Origin of the sequence: Pseudomonas coronafaciens pv. oryzae str. 1_6, assembly GCF_000156995.2 — a bacterium.
Lineage (GTDB): Bacteria > Pseudomonadota > Gammaproteobacteria > Pseudomonadales > Pseudomonadaceae > Aquipseudomonas > Aquipseudomonas tremae.
In genome coordinates, this window is the sequence record NZ_CP046035.1 from 3608296 (window position 1) to 3626137 (window position 17842).

Consider the following 17842-nt stretch of genomic DNA (forward strand, 5'->3'; position numbering starts at 1 on the left):
GCAAGTGCGTCTCCCCGGCCAGCCGGCCGGAGTTCACGGATTGGCGGTTCAGCGCTGCGCGGAGTTCTTGCCGCCGGAAGCACTGTTCTCATGAATCAGACGAGTGATCAGCGCGTCGGCGTCGGCCAGTTGCTCGGCATACACCTGGGTGCTGAAAGCCGCTTGTTTACGCGGCTGTTGCGCCAGCACCGGGCCGCTCTGATCGTGCAGATTGACCTCGACGGTAGTCGACAGACCGATGCGCAGCGGGTGCTGCACCAGCTCTTCAGGGTTAATATGCACCCGCACCGGTACGCGCTGGACGATCTTGATCCAGTTACCGGTTGCGTTCTGTGCGGGCAACAGCGCGAAGGCACTGCCGGTGCCTGCGCCCAGGCTGTCGATGGTGCCGCTGTACTTCACATCGCTGCCGTACAGGTCAGAGCTTATTTCCACCGGCTGACCGATACGCATCTTGCCCAGCTGGGTTTCCTTGAAGTTGGCATCGATCCACAACTGATCCAGCGGGATGACTGCCATCGTCGCGGTGCCCGGCTGGATGCGTTGCCCCAACTGCACAGACCGCTTGGCCACATAACCGGTCACTGGCGCCACCAGCGTCGAACGTTCATTGGCCAGAAAGGCCTGGCGCAACTGGGCTGCAGCAGCCTTCACATCGGGATGCGAAGAAACAACCGTGTCATCGACCAGAGCCACACTGGTGCTCAACTGCTGCTGAAGGTTGTTCAACGCACTTTGCGCGCTGGTCAGGCTGTCTCTGGCGTGGGACAGTTCTTCCTGAGAAATCGCGCCGCCCGCTGCCAGACTGCGGCGACGGTTGTAGTTGTCCTGAGCGGTCTGCACGGCGGCACGTTGCGCGGCCATCTGGGCTTTCATGCCATCGACGTTGCTGTACAGACCACGCACCTGACGCACCACCTTGCCCAGGTTGGCCTCGGCGCTTTGCAGTGAGACCTGGGCATCACTAGGGTCGAACTTGAGCAAAACCTGCCCTTCGCGCACAAGATCGCCATCATCGGCACCAATACTGATAACGGTGCCGGTCACCAGCGGTGTGATTTCGACCACGTTACCGTTCACGTAGGCGTCGTCGGTCTCTTCGCTCCATTGTCCATAGACCTCGTACCAGGCCCAGATGCCCAGCCCGCAAAGCACGACAATGATTGCAAGCCCGATCAACAGGAACTTGCGCTTGCCAGGATGCGCATCTTTCTCTTGCGACGATTCTGATGTGTTTTCGGTGGCGGCAGTAGCCATGACGATTACCTTGTAGTCAGCGACGGCGTGACAGTGGCCAGCGCCCGGTCAGGGCTGTGGCTGCGAACAGGCTTGCGCGTGCTCGCCCTGTCGTGCCGTTCAGCTTTTGGCTTTGGGATTGAAGCTCAAACGAGTGAGAGTGATGTGGTCATCAGCGGCCACCAGCACTTTGGTGAGGATCCGCTGCAGGGTCGCAACCTCCTCCGCGTCGAGCGTGGCGAAGATCTCGTTCATGGCATCGGCACCGATCTGTGGCAACAGGTCGGAGAGCTTTTGCCCCTGCTCGGTCAGCGCAAGGCGAACCTGACGACGATCCGTCGCCGAACGCGTCCGCACGATCAGCTCTTTCTGCTCCAGACGATCCAGCATGCGCGTCATTGAGCCACTGTCCAGCGACAGGTGCCGACACAACTCCACCGGCGTATCAGTGGCGAACTGAGCAATGATGATCAACACCTTGAACTGCGCAAACGTCACGTCATAAGGCAGCAGGTATTTGTCGAGCGCGCGGTCTTTGAGCGCATTGGTACGTCCGACCAACAAGCCGATCAGCGTGGAATCGAAATTTTCAGGAGTGAAATGTTTCAAGGAAACACCTTGATAGCTGCTTAGGCAGTGATTGCGAAATATTACTGCCTAGACAGCCGTTGTCAAAGCATTTATTAGCTTGCTTACTAAATACCCATAAAAAAACGACCGTTGGCAAGACGGTCGTTTTTTGGAGTGCGGGCAGGTTCAGGCGGCGACAGGTACGCCACTGTGAAAGCGGAACTCTTCATCCGGGCTTTCGATCAGTTCGCGCTCGGCAAGACGGATCTCTTCGATCTTGGCGTCCACATCCGCCTTGTCGCCATAGCTGTAGGCGAGCTTCAGGTAATCCTGAAAATGCCGGGCTTCGGACTTCAGCAGACCGCCATAGAATTTGGCCAGTTCTTCATCGAGGTGCGGCACCAGCGCAGCAAAGCGTTCGCAAGAGCGGGCTTCGACAATGGCACCCACGATCAGGGCATCGGTCAATCGGTATGGGTTGTGATTGCGCACCAGTTTGCGCAGCGCCCCGGCATAGCGTGCTGAACTGATATTGGCCATCGGGATCTGGCGCTTGCGAATGATGCTGATCACCTGCTCGAAATGGCGCAGCTCTTCACGGGCCAGACGCGACATCTTGCTCAACAGGTCGAACTTGTCGTTGTACTGGAACATGAACTGAAACGCTGCACCGGCGGCTTTCTTCTCGTTGTTCGCATGATCGATCAACAGGATATCCAGGTTGTTCAATGCGGCCTGAACCCAGCTGTCGGGAGTGCGGCAGAGCAGAAAGGCTTCGATTTCAGGGATCGGGTACATAAGCTCACAGAATGACAGAAAGGCACGGCCCGACATTATACGAGCAGGACCGGGGACTCGCGACACAAATGCATGCGGCAGAGGGTCAGGCTCCGAATGCGTCACGCAGAAAGCCCGGAGCGATGTAGCGCTGATAGTGCGCCTCTGACAAAAGGAAGAATTCCCGGTCGATCGCGTCGCGCAGCTCGGGCAACGTCCAGTCGCGGAACTCCGGCAACAGCACGAAACCGTAGGCCTCGACCTGACTGATGACCCGTGCGCCACGTGCGATCAATTGGTAGGCCCAGCAATACTCGGACTGGTGCGGCACGAAACGGATCTTGCGCTGGGTGAGCTGCGTGCGCAGCTTGTCGACATCGAAGACTTCGAGCTTGGCGGTCATGACCTGAACCAGCAATTGCTCCAGACGCAGCCAGACGGCTCTTTTTTCGTCCTCGTTGTAGCCGTTCCAGTGGATGACCTCATGATGGAACCGTTTACAGCCACGGCACACCAGGTCCCCGTAAACAGTGGAGCAAAGGCCGACGCAGGGGGTTTTGATGATGTAATCGGGCATGGCAGGCAGGACTGCGGAAGGCAAAACAGGCAGGTATGTTAGCCCTTTGTCTAAGCAAGTTCACCCCCGAAGATGTAGGGTCTAACTTACCTTTAACGAAGTTTTGGCGTAGAATCAGCGAGCCTTTTAAGGCGCCAATGTCCGTTGGAAGCTGTTTTCAAAGCGTCACGAGCACAGTCAGGTTAACCCCGCATCGCGGCGTCGACAGGCCATTCCCTCATCAAGAATGGCCGTGTCGACCGTCACTCCCCCCGTTCTGCAGGCGTAAAACTTTGAAAACAGCTTCTGTTAGGAACCGCCGACACCCTGCCAACAAGGTTCAATAAGCCTTGCGTGGGCGCGGACGGTTTCTGGATGAGCGTCCCGGACACCCATTTGGGACCACTGATGAGGGTTAATACTGTGCTTGAAGCCTACCGTAAACACATCGAAGAGCGTGCCGCCCAGGGTATCGTGCCCCAGCCGCTTAACGCCGAGCAAACTGCAGGCCTGGTCGAGCTGCTGAAAAATCCCCCGGCTGGCGAAGAAGCTTTCCTTGTCGACCTGATCACCAATCGCGTTCCGCCAGGCGTTGACGAAGCCGCCTACGTCAAGGCCGGTTTCCTGTCTGCCCTGGCCAAGGGCGAAGCCACTTCCCCCCTGATTGACAAAAAACGCGCGACCGAACTGTTGGGCACCATGCAAGGTGGCTACAACATCGTCACCCTGGTCGAACTGCTCGACGACGCCACCCTCGCGCCAGTCGCTGCCGAACAACTCAAGCACACCCTGCTGATGTTCGACGCCTTCCACGACGTGGCCGAAAAAGCCAAGAGCGGCAATGCCCACGCCAAGGCTGTCCTTCAGTCCTGGGCTGACGGCGAGTGGTTCAAAAAGCGCCCGACGCTGGCCGACAAGATCAGCCTGCGCGTCTTCAAGGTCACCGGCGAAACCAACACCGACGACCTGTCCCCGGCACCTGATGCATGGTCCCGCCCGGACATCCCGCTGCACGCACTCGCCATGCTGAAAATGGCCCGTGAAGGTATCGTTCCTGACGTTCAGGGCTCTATCGGCCCGATGAAGCAGATCGAAGAAATGCGCGGCCAGGGCTTCCCTATCGCCTACGTCGGCGATGTGGTCGGTACAGGTTCTTCGCGTAAATCGGCCACCAACTCGGTGCTGTGGTTCTTCGGCGACGACGTTCCTTATGTACCGAACAAGCGTGCCGGTGGTTTCTGCTTCGGCAGCAAGATCGCTCCGATCTTCTACAACACCATGGAAGATGCCGGCGCTTTGCCGATTGAATTCGATGTCTCGAACATCAACATGGGCGACGTGATCGACGTTTACCCTTATGCCGGCAAGGTCTGCAAGCACGACAGCGACGAAGTCATCACCACCTTTGAAATGAAGACCCCGGTGCTGCTCGATGAAGTCCGCGCTGGCGGCCGTATCCCGCTGATCATCGGTCGCGGCCTGACCAGCAAGGCTCGCGCCGAACTGGGCCTGCCGGAATTCGACCTGTTCAAGACCCCTGACCAGCCAGCTGAAAGCACCAAGGGTTATACCCTGGCGCAGAAGATGGTTGGCAAGGCATGCGGCGTAACAGGCGTGCGTCCTGGCACCTACTGCGAGCCGAAGATGACCACCGTCGGCTCCCAGGACACTACTGGCCCGATGACTCGCGACGAGCTGAAAGACCTGGCGTGCCTGGGCTTCTCGACCGACCTGGTCATGCAGTCGTTCTGCCACACGGCAGCCTACCCGAAGCCGATCGACGTCAAGACGCACCACACGCTGCCTGACTTCATCATGACCCGCGGCGGTGTTTCGCTGCGTCCGGGCGACGGCATCATCCACAGCTGGCTGAACCGCATGCTGCTGCCAGACACCGTCGGCACCGGTGGTGACTCGCACACCCGCTTCCCGATCGGCATCTCGTTCCCGGCCGGCTCCGGCCTGGTGGCGTTCGCCGCTGCCACTGGCGTCATGCCACTGGACATGCCTGAATCGATCCTGGTTCGCTTCAAGGGCAAGATGCAACCTGGCATCACCCTGCGCGACCTGGTTCACGCCATTCCTTACTACGCGATCCAGGCTGGCCTGCTGACCGTAGAGAAGAAAGGCAAGAAGAACGCGTTCTCCGGCCGCATCCTGGAAATCGAAGGCCTCGATAACCTGAGCATCGAACAGGCGTTCGAGCTGTCTGACGCCTCTGCCGAGCGTTCGGCTGCCGGTTGCACCATCAAGCTGGCCAAAGAGCCGATCATCGAATACCTCAACTCGAACATCACCCTGCTGCGCTGGATGATCGAACAGGGTTACGGTGATCCGCGCACCCTGGAGCGTCGTGCTCAGGCGATGGAAGCCTGGGTTGCCAACCCTGAACTGCTCGAAGCCGACGCTGACGCCGAGTACGCTGAAATCATCGAAATCGATCTGGCCGACGTCAAGGAGCCTGTGCTCTGCGCGCCGAACGACCCGGACGATGCGCGCCTGCTGTCTTCGGTACAGGGCGAGAAGATCGACGAAGTGTTCATCGGTTCGTGCATGACCAACATCGGCCACTTCCGCGCAGCGGGCAAGTTGCTGGAGCAGGTCAAGGGCCAGTTGCCAACGCGTCTGTGGCTGTCGCCGCCTACCAAGATGGACGCTCACCAACTGACCGAAGAAGGCTACTACGGCATCTACGGCAAGGCTGGCGCGCGCATGGAAATGCCGGGCTGCTCGCTGTGCATGGGTAACCAGGCACGCGTTGAGCCGAACTCGACCGTGGTGTCGACATCAACCCGTAACTTCCCAAACCGTCTGGGTGACGGCGCGAACGTCTACCTGGCCTCGGCCGAGCTGGCGTCCGTAGCTTCGATTCTGGGTCGCCTGCCGACTGTGGAAGAGTACATGGGCTACGCCAATCAGATCGACACCATGGCGGCGGACGTGTATCGCTACCTGAGCTTCGATCAGATCGCAGAGTTCCGTGAAGCCGCTGCAAACGCCAACATCCCGGCGTTGCAAGTGTAAGCACGAGACGAAGCATTAAAAGAACCCCATCCTCGTGATGGGGTTCTTTTTGCCGTCGTGCAATTCTGTACATATATTTTTCACATTTACATGGCTATAGTGGCCGCCCTTGTTGGGGAGTAGCCTGCTCTTGACTCCGGTCACAGAGCGTTCGTATCAACATTCTCGGCAGCATGCCGTGGTGCGAACACCTTCTGGTTGGCGAGACCAACGATGCATCCATGCCTAAAGTCGGGCGTGTGGTTGCGTCGTTGACTCATAGCCCGACTGGATATAACCGTGAACCCGATTTCCCTCCTCTTTCTCGCGCTTGCCATGTCCACGGACGCCTTTGCTGCGGCCCTTGGTAAAGGAGCAAGCCTGCATAAGCCGCGTTTTATCGAAGCGTTGCGCACAGGCCTGATATTCGGTGCTATCGAAACCATTACCCCGGTGATCGGCTGGGGCATTGGTCAGGTGGCCGCCCGCTTCGCTGAAAGCTGGGACCACTGGATCGCCTTCACGCTGCTTCTGGTGCTGGGTCTGCACATGATCTACAACGGCCTCAAGCACGATGATGATGAGGAGCAGGAAAAACCCGGCTCACACTCTTTCTGGATTCTTGCCGTCACGGCGTTCGCCACCAGCATCGATGCCCTGGCGGTCGGCGTCGGCCTGGCGTTTGTCGACGTCAATATCATGGTCGCTGCCCTGGCGATCGGTCTGGCAACCACCGTAATGGTCACTATCGGTGTGATGCTGGGCCGCGTGCTCGGCACCATGGTCGGCAAACGAGCTGAAATCGTTGGCGGCATCGTACTGATCGTGGTCGGCGCGACAATTCTTTACGAGCACTTGTCTGCGGCCGCCTGATTGACGGCCCGAGACCTATAAACGCAGAATCGATTAAGGGGGCGGGTTCACACCCGCCGCCCTCTCACACCACCGTCCCCCCGGCCAGCCCGCCCCTTCCAGGCACTAAGATTTGTTACCACTACGACGATGTCACCCTCCACAGCCAGAAATATAAATGACATCCCGATCAGATTCTCAGGGCACTACGCGAAAATTAAGACTTCTCCTACAGACCGCCTTTCACGTTTCCAATAGCCTCCCATGCGTCAACTAAACGCTGGTTATTATTTACGGATCAAAGACATAAGGCCGGCCTGCAATGATTTTTTCAGCTCGATTGGGCGACAAGCACGCCTGCCCACTGCCGGGTCACGGTACAACTCCTATCGCTTCTGCATCCGGTGACGTCAACATCAACAGCATGGGCGCGGCACGTGTGGGTGATACCTGCGGGTGCGGGGCGATCATCACTTCAGGTTTCCCCTCTATTCAAGTGAATGGCCGTCCCATGGCCCACCTGGGAAGCCCAACCAGCCACGGCGGGACAATCATCACGGGCTCCAGTAATGTCGGTGGCGGCTTCGTCATGGGTGACGCTGGTGGCGCGACCATTATTAACTTCATGGCGCTGGGGGCCTTCCGGCCAGACGGTTCCGTGGACGACGAGAAGATGACGACCTTGTTGGCTGACCCGAAGCTTGAGGAGAAAGCCTTGGCGGCAAACGCTTTGGTTGACCCTAGGGCAGCCGGTAGGGAGTCAGAGGTGAAGCCGGAGTTAACAGCGGAATCTGTTGTTTGCAAAGATCCTGACAAAATGGAGGAGCTGGCGAGCTATATAGCTGGCGAGATGAACGCCAACATCAATAGTCTTGAAGTTCGGCAGATGCAAGAACTGAACAGCTTTGATCCTGATGAGGAAACACGTGGATACGCTGCACTGCCATTTTACCTGCGACTCGGTCAAGGGCCGGATTTTTACACTATGGCACTGGTGAAAAAGACCAAAGCGTTTGCCATTTGGGCTGAGCGTGTCGGCCAAGACAGGCCATGGGACCATAAACCGATACTGACGAAGCTTTTCGGTGGGATATGGCACAAGCAAGGAGGGTATGAATATTTCTATGATATCTGGTCAAACGTTCACTACGGTTACGTTGGCGTGGCAGGTAGGTTTTCTGAAAGTGTCTTACTGGACGGTGCGGGCGTTGAGCAGATTGGGTCAGACACTTGGCGGCTCATAAAAAACCCTAAGAGATTTGATGGCCCGCGAAAGACTGAGGGAGTTAAGGGTATGCGTGCATGGGATGACACCCCCGATAGGGTTTCGATAATTATAGGGATGAATCTTTACAAGGAATATCCAAACGGCGGCCTTACCGGAAAGATCGTTATGGACAAAGTGTTGGCCGTACCTATAGGCGACTGGGCGACAGGGGTCCAACCACATGTCTGCAAGTGAGAAAAAGGCCTACTTGGCAAGGTGGATTACAGGCTTCGCTTGCTTACTGATCGCAGGATGGTATTTGGCACTGCCAAAGGTCGTCATTTATTACTCAGCCGATGGTTCAAATGGATTTCATTACGTGCTCAATACGCAGCATTCGATCTTGCGACGAGACTTGATGCCAGGTGATACAACCGGTGACGCCGGTCATATTTTGCCCGACGAAGATTTCTTTATGATGTTCAATTGGTGGGCTGATAAGACCCCGCCACGGTGCATCGACATCACACCCAAACGGTGGAGCACGTTGGACATTTATCTTGATGGGAGCGGTAAGATTGATATTGCCAAGACAGACCCTGACGTCATTGCCCGGTTGAAGTCCTGCCCCGGCCAGCCAGACCCTTTCAGGCACTAAGATTTGTTACCACTACGACGATGTTACCCTCCACAGGCAGAAATATAGATAACATCCCGATCAGATTCTCAATCCCAACGGAAGCATCACGGCCAAGATGATCATGGACGAAGTGCTTGCAGTACCGCTCCAGGCATGGGTTAAAGGGGTCCAACTACATGTCTGTCAATAAACCCAAGATCCGATATGGCCGCTGGATGCTTCTTCTACTCGTCATCCTTCCTGTGGCTTTTTGGTATTTTTCCTCCCCGGTCGTAGCGGTCAATTTTTCTCCGAATAGCAAGGAGGAGTTTCGATACGTTTGGAACACTCAAGACAGAATCCACAGGGGTGATATCAGGCACGGCGGCTCAGCCGTAGAGTTCAGCTACATATTCCCTGACAAGGACTTTTTCATGATGTTCGATTGGTGGACCGACAAGGGTTTTCAGAGGTGCATCGACATCACGCCTGAATGGGGAAGTACGATAGACATCTATCTTGATGATATCGGCAGGATCGACACAGCCAAAACAGACCCTGACGTCATTGCCCGGTTGGAGTCCTGCCCCGGTCAGCCAGACCCTTTCAGGCACTAAGATTTGTTACCACTACGACGATGTCACCCTCCACAGGCAGAAATATAGATAACATCCCGATCAGATTCTCAGGGCACTACGCGAAAGTTAAGACTTCTCCTACAGACCGCCTTTCACGTTTCCAATAGCCTCCCATGCGTCAACTAAACGCTGGTTATTATTTACGGATCAAAGACATAAGGCCGGCCTGCAATGATTTCTTCAGCTCGATTGGGCGACAAGCACGCCTGCCCACTGCCGGGTCACGGTACAACCCCTATCGCTTCTGCATCCGGTGACGTCAACATCAACAGCATGGGCGCGGCACGTGTGGGTGATACCTGCGGGTGCGGGGCGGTCATCACTTCAGGTTTCCCCTCTATTCAAGTGAATGGCCGTCCCATGGCCCACCTGGGAAGCCCAACCAGCCACGGCGGGACAATCATCACGGGCTCCAGTAATGTCGGTGGCGGCTTCGTCATGGGTGACGCTGGTGGCGCGACCATTATTAACTTCATGGCGCTGGGGGCCTTCCGGCCAGACGGTTCCGTGGATGACGAGAAGATAGCGACTTTTTTGGCTGACCCGAAGCTTGAGGAGAAAGCCTTGGCGGCAAACGCTTTGGTGAATCCAAATGCAGCCCGTGAGAAGCCTGAAGAGGAAGCCGTACCAAATGATGGACCTGAAGGCTGCACGCATCCGAACATGATGGAGAAGCTGGCGACCTACATCGCAGACGAGATAAATAACAATATCCACCACTCCTCCGTCTTGTAGATTAAAGAGCTGCTCAGCTATGACGTTGCGGAAGAGACTCGTAAAAAATGGACCTGCCTTGGTACGCCCAAATAGGGAACACCAGCCCTCAAGCTATCGGCGCCTCAAACGTGGCGGCAGCCATGATCCTTTGGACTGACCGAGTAGGCCAGGGTCGTGATTGGGACCACAAACCAAAGATCCACGCGAAGTTTGGCAGGTATCGCCATAGGCAAGGCAAGTACGACTACTACGATATTTGGTCCAACATTCATTACGGCTATGTGGGTATGGCCGGAGGACTCAGTGAGAGCGCACTTTTAGACGGCGCAGGTATCGAGCAGCTTGTTTCAGATCAATTACGACGGTGGAGAGAGCAGATATTCGAAGCCAAAGAAGATCAGAGACTCAAAGGACCTCATGCCACTGAGGGCGTAGAAGGGATGCGCGCATGGGATGACGTCCCAGATCGGATTTCTATTAGCATTGGCGTGAAACTCTTCCATGAAAATCCAAACGAAGTCGTTACTGCAAGGATGATCATGGACGAAGTACTCGCGATCACACCGTCAACATGGGGAGATGGCGTCAGTGTCCATATCTGTGAAACATATTAAGGCCCGGTATCTTATTGGGGCATTCATAATTCTTCCAGCGCTGTTCTGGTACGTGGCGATCCCTGTCGTTCGTGTCCATTATTCTAAAGAAGCTACAGACGAGCTTCGTGTGATCTGGAATATCCAGCACAACATTCATAAAGAAGGAATGCTTCCGGGTCAGGGCACATACGATATCGGGCATATCTTCCCCAATGATAAATTCTTTATGAACTTTGATTGGTGGAATGAAAAGAGTCTGCGGAGGTGTATAGCAATTATGCCAAAATGGGGTGACGCGATAGACATCTACCTCGATGGCAGTGGCCGCATCGAAACTGCTAAAACTGGCCCTGACGTTATTGCTCGTTTGAAGCGATGTGAGGGTGACGCTGATCCTTTCCGGTTTTAAGTTGCCAACCAGCCCCCCAAGAATGGGGGGGAGCAGGCGTCATTGAGCACAATTGCAAAGAAAATTAAGGTCCCTTATTTGTTCATTTTTCTATTAATAGCTCCGCTGGTGGCTTGGTATTTTGCTGCACCCGGCGTAATTGTTTACTACCCTAAAGAAGCCACGGACGAACTGCGCTTAATTTGGAACACTCACGACCAGATCACACGGCAGCGAATGCTACCGGGGGAAGCGACATCGGAGTTTGGTCATGTATTTCCTGATGAGAACTTCTTCATGGTGTTCTTTTGGTGGACCGACAGAGGTTTACGAAAATGCATCGACATCACACCTAAGCGCTGGGCAACGATAGACATCTACCTTGATGATAAAGGTGGAATCGACACTGCTGCGACTGACCATGATGTTACTGCTCGTTTAAAACAGTGTGCCGAGGAACCTGATCCTTTTAGGTCCTAAGGTTGCCTACCAGCGTCACCAAAAAACACCCATCACAGCCACCAAGTAGAACGCAGACGACATCCTGAAGGAAGCATCACGGCCAAGATGATCATGGACGAAGTGCTTACAGTACCGCCCCGGACATGGGGTGAAAGCCTACTGGCGGCATAACCTGTTCAGCCCCTTGGACGGGGTTATTCGTCACTTACTACGGCTTCAGCTGACTCCTGCACGCTCATCCCGTCGCCTCTCGACGCTCGGTAGCACAATGGCAAGCGTGCAGATATCTCAAGGTAATTCGCACGACCTTCCTGCTTGTGCCTGTCAGAACTTCACAGCGTTCCGTGCAAGTATTGGGCTTTGACGATTGCGGCCGCCTTACCCCGCTGTGCCGCCTCATCCGCCTCCTGTTCGTCAGGCCAGCATTTTGCCTCGGGCTTCCTTCAGATTCGCAGTCACCCGCGACACCCTTGCCTCCGGCTAACACTTCCCCTTGCCGGGTGCGTAGAGGACTTGCGTGTCCACCACAGCCAAGCTGGTTGCGCTCAGGGCAACGCGCCATGCTTGGCGCACCCACAAAAAAACCGCATCTCTCGATGCGGTTTTTTAGGGGCCTACCCGTTACAAGCGGATCAGACCGTGAGGCTCTGCCCGCTCATGGCCAGGTCCAGCAGTTCGCGGTTAGCGACAGCATACATGGCGTAGTCCGTGCCACTCGCGGCACGAAGCTCGACCAGCATGGCACGCCAGCGGTCGACCATCAGCGAATGCTGTTCCAGCCACAGGGCCAGACGCGCATCGATTTCCGATGGACCTTCCGCCATTTGCAGAACCGAAACAGTGATCGCCCGTTGCTGCCAGTCGACATCGTCGCGGAACGCTTCACGTGCCAGTGCCTGCCAGTTGTTTTCCACGGGCAGGCTGCTGATCTGCTGCAAGTACCAGGTAATGTCCAGCGCGCTGCCTACGGCGAAGTAAGCCTTGGCCACATCGGCAGCGTTCTGCCCGGTGACGTCGGAGGCTTCGATGATCGGCAACAGCGTGTACAGGTGAGTCGTACCGGCAACCATGCGCGCCAGCAATTCCGGCACACCGGCCTCGACATAAGCCTGATAACGCGCCTGCCAGACCTCACGTGTCGGACCTTCCAGCAGTTCGTCAAGCTTGAGACCCAGCGCGGCGAGGTGCGGACCGAAGTGCGCGACGTCACGTCCGGCATCCAGTTCGTTGCGACGGCTGCGCAAGAACCAGCGAGTGGCACGACGCCCGAGACGCATCAGCTCGTCCATCAGCGCCAGCTGGATTTCAGCCGGAACCTTGTAGTCCAGCGCCTCGATCTGACGGAACCAGTGCGGCAGGTGGAAGATGTCCCGCACGATCACGTAAGCACCCGCCACAGACGCCGCGCTCATGCCGGTCGACTCTTTGAGCCGCTGCACGAAGGTGATGCCCATGTGGTTGACCAGATCGTTGGCAATCTGGGTGCTGACGATTTCGCGCTTCAGGCGATGCCCACGCATGGCAGTGGAAAACCTGGCGCCCAGTGACGGCGGGAACGCGGTTTCCATGTCACGCGTCAGATAGTCATCATCCGGCACGCGGGATTCCAGCAGCGCTTCCTTGAGATCGATCTTGCTGTAGGAAATCAGCACCGACAGCTCGGCGCGGCTCAGCCCCTGACCGGCCGCAATGCGCTCGGCTATCTGGTCTTCGGCGGGCAAAAACTCGATGGCACGGTCCAGCTTGCCACGCGCTTCAAGGTCATTCATCAGACGCTTGTATTCGGCAATCCGCTCATAGGCCCGGCGTGCAGCCAGCGACAACGCCTGCGTCTGCTTGTAGTTGTTGCCAAGTACCAGGTGGCCCACTTCGTCGGTCATGCTTTCGAGCAGCTGGTTACGCTGCTTCTCGGTCATGTCACCAGCCTGCACCACTTCGTTGAGCAGGATCTTGATGTTCACTTCGTGGTCGGAGCAGTCCACACCACCGGCGTTATCGATGAAGTCGGTGTTGGTCGCGCCGCCGTTCAGACCGAACTCGACACGGCCCAGTTGGGTCATGCCCAGGTTGCCGCCCTCACCCACTACCTTGCAGCGCAGCTCGTTGCCGTCGACACGCAGCGCGTCGTTGGCCTTGTCGCCCACATCGGCATGCGACTCTTCGCTGGACTTGACGTAAGTACCGATACCGCCGTTCCACAACAGATCGACTGGCGCCTTGAGCAGCGCGTGCAGCAGTTCGGTCGGGGTCAGCTTGTCAGCCTTGATGTCAAAACGCGCCTTCATCTGCTCGGTGATGGCGATGCTCTTGAGGCTGCGCGGGAAGATCCCGCCGCCGGCAGACATGATGCTGGTGTCGTAATCGGTCCAGGACGAACGCGGCAGATTGAACAGGCGCTCGCGCTCGGCGAAGCTGGTGGCCGGGTCCGGGTTCGGGTCGATGAAGATGTGCAGATGGTTGAACGCTGCAACCAGTTGCAGCTTGTCGGACATCAGCAAGCCGTTGCCGAATACGTCACCGGCCATGTCGCCGATGCCGATCACACTGATGCTGTCCTGCTGGACATTGATGTCGCGTTCACGGAAGTGACGCTGCACACCGACCCACGCGCCCTTGGCAGTGATGCCCATCTTCTTGTGGTCGTAACCCGCCGAACCGCCGGACGCGAATGCATCACCCAGCCAGAATCCGTAATCGATGGCAATGCCATTGGCAATGTCCGAGAAGGTCGCGGTGCCCTTGTCGGCAGCCACCACCAGATACGGATCGTCGTCATCGTGGCGCACCACGTTGACCGGCGGTACCAGCACGCCTTCCTTGAGGTTGTCGGTGATGTCCAGCAAGCCGGAAATAAAGATGCGGTAGCAGGCGATCGCTTCGGCCTGAATTTCATCACGGTTGCCAGTGGTCGGCAGGCGACGCGGCACGAAACCGCCCTTGGCGCCGACCGGCACGATGACCGAGTTTTTCACCTGCTGGGCTTTCACCAGACCAAGCACCTCGGTGCGGAAGTCTTCCTCGCGGTCCGACCAGCGCAGGCCGCCACGGGCCACATTGCCGAAGCGCAGATGCACGCCCTCGACGCGCGGCGAGTAGACGAAAATCTCGAATTTGGGTACAGGCTTTGGCAGCTCGGGGATCAGGCGCGGGTTGAACTTGAAGCTGAAATAGCTTTTGCTCTGCCCGTTTGCGTCCGCTTGATAGAAGTTGGTCCGCAGCGTTGCCTTGATCAGGTCCAGATAGCGACGCAGTATGCGGTCTTCGTTGAGCACCTGAACATCGTCCAGTGCGGTCAGAATGGCTTGTTCCAGACGCAATTGCTTGTCGTCCAGATCGTCCGAACCCAGCTTGCGGGCCAGGTAGAAACGGGTCTTGAACAGACGCGTCAGCTCGCGGGCGATGTCAGTGTGGTTATTGAGCGTGGTCGCAATGTAGCCCAGGTCGAAGCCCAGGCGAATCTGCTTCAGGTAACGCGCATAGGCGCGCAGCAGAGCCACATCACGCCATGGCAGGCCGGCAGTCAGAACCAGTCGGTTGAACGCATCGTTTTCGGCGTCGCCGCTCACGATGTGCACAAATGCGTCCTGCAGGGTGTCATTAAGCTGCTGGATATCGAGGCTCAAACCTTCGCCGTAGGTGAAGGCGAAGTCATGAATCCAGAACTCACGCCCGTTGGCATGGTGCAGACGGTAAGGAAACTCGCCCAGCACGCGCAGGCCGAGGTTTTCAAGAATCGGCAACACGTCGGACAGCGCTAGCGGCGTGTCGGCGTGATACAGCTTGCAATGCAGCTGCTGACGACCACCGGCCAGCGGCTGGTAGAAACTCATCACCAGCGGGTTGGTTTCGCTGAGGCTAAGCACATGCTGCATGTCGACCACCGCCGAATGCGCCGCAAAGCGCTCGCGGTAGCCGGCGGGGAAGCCTTTCGGAAAATCAGCCAGTACGTTGGTGCCGTGGGCTTCGCCGAAGCTCTCTATGACCAGGCTGGCGTAGTCGTCTTTCCACGAACGGCAGGCCTGGATGACTTCGTTTTCCAGTTGGGCAACGTCGATTTCCAGATTGATCTTCGGGTCTACACGCAGGATCAACTGCACCCGCGCCAGCACCGACTCGGAGAAGAACGTCCAGAACTCGCAGTCGCTGGCCTTCAGACGATCCATCAATACCTGCTGGATCTTCTGACGCACTTCGGTGGAATAGACGTCGCGCGGTACGTAGGCCAGGCAGTAGCAGAAACGACCGTACGGGTCTTTGCGCAGGAACACGCGGATCTTGTTGCGCTCCTGAATCTGCACGATGGACATGACCGTGGTGAACAGCTCGTCCACAGGTGTCTGGAACAGGTCGTCGCGTGGCAACACTTCGACCACCTGCGCCAGCTCCTTGCCCAGATGCGCCTTGGCATCGAAGCCGGAGCGACGCTCGACCTCGGCAACCTTGCGGCGGATATACGGGATCTGCCGCACGCTTTCGCCGTACACCGACGAGGTGTAGAGGCCCATGAAGCGACATTCCTTGACGACTTTGCCAGAGGCGTCGATCTGCCGGATCGAGACGAAGTCAGGGTATGCCGGACGATGAACACGGCTCGGGTGCGCAGCCTTGGCAAACGACAGCAACACCGGCTCCTGCAGGTATTTCACCGCGTAGTCTTCGATGTGCAGCTCTTCTTGACTCAGCCCGGGACGCAGCAGCTTGGTGAGGCCCAGGAAAGAGGATTCGTCATACACCAGCTGGCCGCCATTGGCGTCGGTGCGCACTTCGAACTCTTCGTAACCCAGAAAGGTGAAGTGGTTGTCCACCAGCCAATCCAGGAAAACCTTGATCTCGGCCTTCTCTTCGACGTCAGTATTCGACTCATTGGCATCGATACTTGCCAGCAAATCGTGCAAACGCGCCTTCATCGGGCCGAAGTCTTCAACGGCAGCACGCACCTCGCCCAGCACCTGCTCAAGCTCGCGAGCCAGCACGTTCAACTCGCTGGCGTTGGAGCAGCGGTCGATCTCCAGATACATCAGAGACTCCTGCAGCACGTCCTCGCCTGTAGTGCCTTTGGGCAGCAGCTCGATCAGCTCGCCGCCAGCACCACGGCGCACGCTCAGCACAGTTGTCTGCAGGGTATGAATGCTGTAGCCGCGACGGTTCAGCTCGGTGCGGACGGAGTCGACCAGAAACGGCAGGTCATGATGCAGCACTTCGACGGCGGTGTGAGTCGATTGCCAGCCATGGCGCTCGTAATCAGGGTTGTAGACGCGTACCTGCGGATGAGCATGTTCGAAACGCTCGAGCAGACGCCACGCAGACAAGGTGCAGCCTGCCAGGTCGGACAAGCGCCGCTGGGTGAGCTCGTCAAGGGAAATGATGCCGAAGAATTGCTCGGCAAACAGCGCCACTTGTGGCAGTGCCTGTTCGCTGATGTGCTGAGCCAGTGCCGCTTGCAGTTGATGCTGGAAGTCGGCCTTGCTGGCTGCGGTGAAGAACGCCATCTGTGGTACTCCGCTTTGGCTTTTATTGGGGAGGCTTGAAGAAGGTGTTGAGACCGGGGGTTTCTGCGCACTCAATTGCGTGGACCCTCCTGGTCGAGTGTAAGGCTAAAGTACTAACGCCCGCTGTGTCAGGGTAGTCACATTTGAATGCGGGGATAAAAAAACGTACACATGGCGGACACCGTACACCACTCGTCTGCCATGCAGCTTAACGAGAGCTGACCGCACACTGCTTACGAAGCTGCGACATATTCGGTCATCGACCCACGCTAAGATACGCGCAGCAGTGCCAACACAGGCCGACAATTCTGGGCCGGTGCTGGCAAAACCCACCTTACGCCCGCTCAACAGCACTGGAAAACACATGCAAATCAAGACGGTCACCCTCATCGCCAATGCCTGCGACGACGAATACGACAACATGGCACTGCTGTGCTGCCACGGAGAAGGCGGCGATCTGTTCTCCCTGACTCGTTTCCCGGATGAAAATAAAGTGGAAATAACCGTCGGCGATGACACATCGCACAACGTCTCCAACCTGAAAGTCACCTTCGGCGCCCAGCGTCTGCTGGTGGAAATCGCACCCGCAGACGCCAGGCAACTGAAGGGCCACGAACAATTCGAAATCATCCACGGTACAGACGCGGACGAACTGGCAGAGGTTCACAGAACGTTACACATCATCATGACCAACGTAGGTGAATACGTCAGCGAAGTCGATTGACGAGGAAA

Annotated in this window: 13 protein-coding genes, 1 pseudogene and 1 riboswitch; of the genes and pseudogenes, 9 read left to right on the plus strand and 5 right to left on the minus strand. The window is 57.0% G+C overall.

All coding sequences use genetic code 11. The features are described from left to right. Window positions 1–48: 48 nt before the first annotated feature. The 4 genes from POR16_RS16075 to POR16_RS16090 form a co-directional block, all read right to left on the minus strand. The gene (locus POR16_RS16075; RefSeq protein ID WP_005897346.1) at window positions 49–1257 is read right to left on the minus strand and encodes an HlyD/EmrA/EmrK family protein; all 1209 of its coding nucleotides are present in this window, start codon (window positions 1255–1257) and stop codon (window positions 49–51) included. Window positions 1258–1356: 99 nt separating this feature from the next. Then, window positions 1357–1845: a MarR family winged helix-turn-helix transcriptional regulator gene (locus POR16_RS16080; protein ID WP_005897348.1), complete on the minus strand. Its 489-nt coding sequence runs from the start codon at window positions 1843–1845 to the stop codon at window positions 1357–1359. Window positions 1846–1992: 147 nt separating this feature from the next. Next, entirely contained in the window at window positions 1993–2604 is a 612-nt protein-coding gene (locus tag POR16_RS16085) for a MiaE family protein (RefSeq protein WP_024668895.1), read from the minus strand. A gap of 85 nt (window positions 2605–2689) precedes the next feature. Next, complete coding sequence (locus tag POR16_RS16090) at window positions 2690–3160, minus strand: DUF1289 domain-containing protein (protein WP_005897353.1); 471 nt, start codon at window positions 3158–3160, stop codon at window positions 2690–2692. A 402-nt stretch (window positions 3161–3562) separates the two neighbouring features. On the opposite strand from POR16_RS16090, the gene acnB reads away from it, so the two are divergent. The 8 genes and pseudogenes from acnB to POR16_RS16130 all read left to right on the plus strand — a co-directional run bounded on the left by acnB (window position 3563) and on the right by POR16_RS16130 (window position 11639). After that, entirely contained in the window at window positions 3563–6163 is a 2601-nt protein-coding gene (gene acnB / locus POR16_RS16095) for a bifunctional aconitate hydratase 2/2-methylisocitrate dehydratase (protein ID WP_005897356.1), read from the plus strand. 107 nt (window positions 6164–6270) lie between these two features. Next, window positions 6271–6436, plus strand: a riboswitch (yybP-ykoY riboswitch). A 6-nt stretch (window positions 6437–6442) separates the two neighbouring features. Further along, window positions 6443–7015, plus strand: a complete 573-nt coding sequence (gene mntP / locus POR16_RS16100) for a manganese efflux pump MntP (protein WP_005897358.1) — start codon at window positions 6443–6445, stop codon at window positions 7013–7015. A 301-nt stretch (window positions 7016–7316) separates the two neighbouring features. After that, on the plus strand, window positions 7317–8456 hold the full coding sequence (locus POR16_RS16105; RefSeq protein ID WP_154897061.1) for a polymorphic toxin type 44 domain-containing protein: 1140 nt from the start codon (window positions 7317–7319) through the stop codon (window positions 8454–8456). Next, window positions 8443–8859: a hypothetical protein gene (locus POR16_RS16110; RefSeq protein WP_024669050.1), complete on the plus strand. Its 417-nt coding sequence runs from the start codon at window positions 8443–8445 to the stop codon at window positions 8857–8859. Before POR16_RS16105 ends, POR16_RS16110 begins: the two co-directional genes overlap by 14 nt. A gap of 158 nt (window positions 8860–9017) precedes the next feature. Then, window positions 9018–9437 (plus strand): hypothetical protein, encoded by a 420-nt coding sequence (locus tag POR16_RS16115; protein WP_005904426.1) that lies wholly within the window; start codon window positions 9018–9020, stop codon window positions 9435–9437. A 192-nt stretch (window positions 9438–9629) separates the two neighbouring features. Then, window positions 9630–10789: pseudogene (locus POR16_RS16120) on the plus strand (polymorphic toxin type 44 domain-containing protein). Further along, window positions 10755–11180 (plus strand): hypothetical protein, encoded by a 426-nt coding sequence (locus tag POR16_RS16125; protein WP_050586598.1) that lies wholly within the window; start codon window positions 10755–10757, stop codon window positions 11178–11180. The pseudogene POR16_RS16120 and the gene POR16_RS16125 overlap by 35 nt, the downstream one beginning before the upstream one ends. Before the next feature lie 78 nt (window positions 11181–11258). Further along, window positions 11259–11639 (plus strand): hypothetical protein, encoded by a 381-nt coding sequence (locus POR16_RS16130; protein WP_032618812.1) that lies wholly within the window; start codon window positions 11259–11261, stop codon window positions 11637–11639. Between the two features lie 614 nt (window positions 11640–12253). Here the strand turns inward: POR16_RS16130 and POR16_RS16135 are convergent. Further along, window positions 12254–17110: an NAD-glutamate dehydrogenase gene (locus tag POR16_RS16135; RefSeq protein ID WP_024669748.1), complete on the minus strand. Its 4857-nt coding sequence runs from the start codon at window positions 17108–17110 to the stop codon at window positions 12254–12256. Between the two features lie 364 nt (window positions 17111–17474). On the opposite strand from POR16_RS16135, the gene POR16_RS16140 reads away from it, so the two are divergent. Further along, window positions 17475–17834 carry a hypothetical protein gene (locus POR16_RS16140; RefSeq protein WP_005892395.1) on the plus strand — a complete coding sequence of 120 codons (360 nt, stop codon included), beginning with the start codon at window positions 17475–17477 and terminating at the stop codon, window positions 17832–17834. Window positions 17835–17842: the final 8 nt, after the last annotated feature.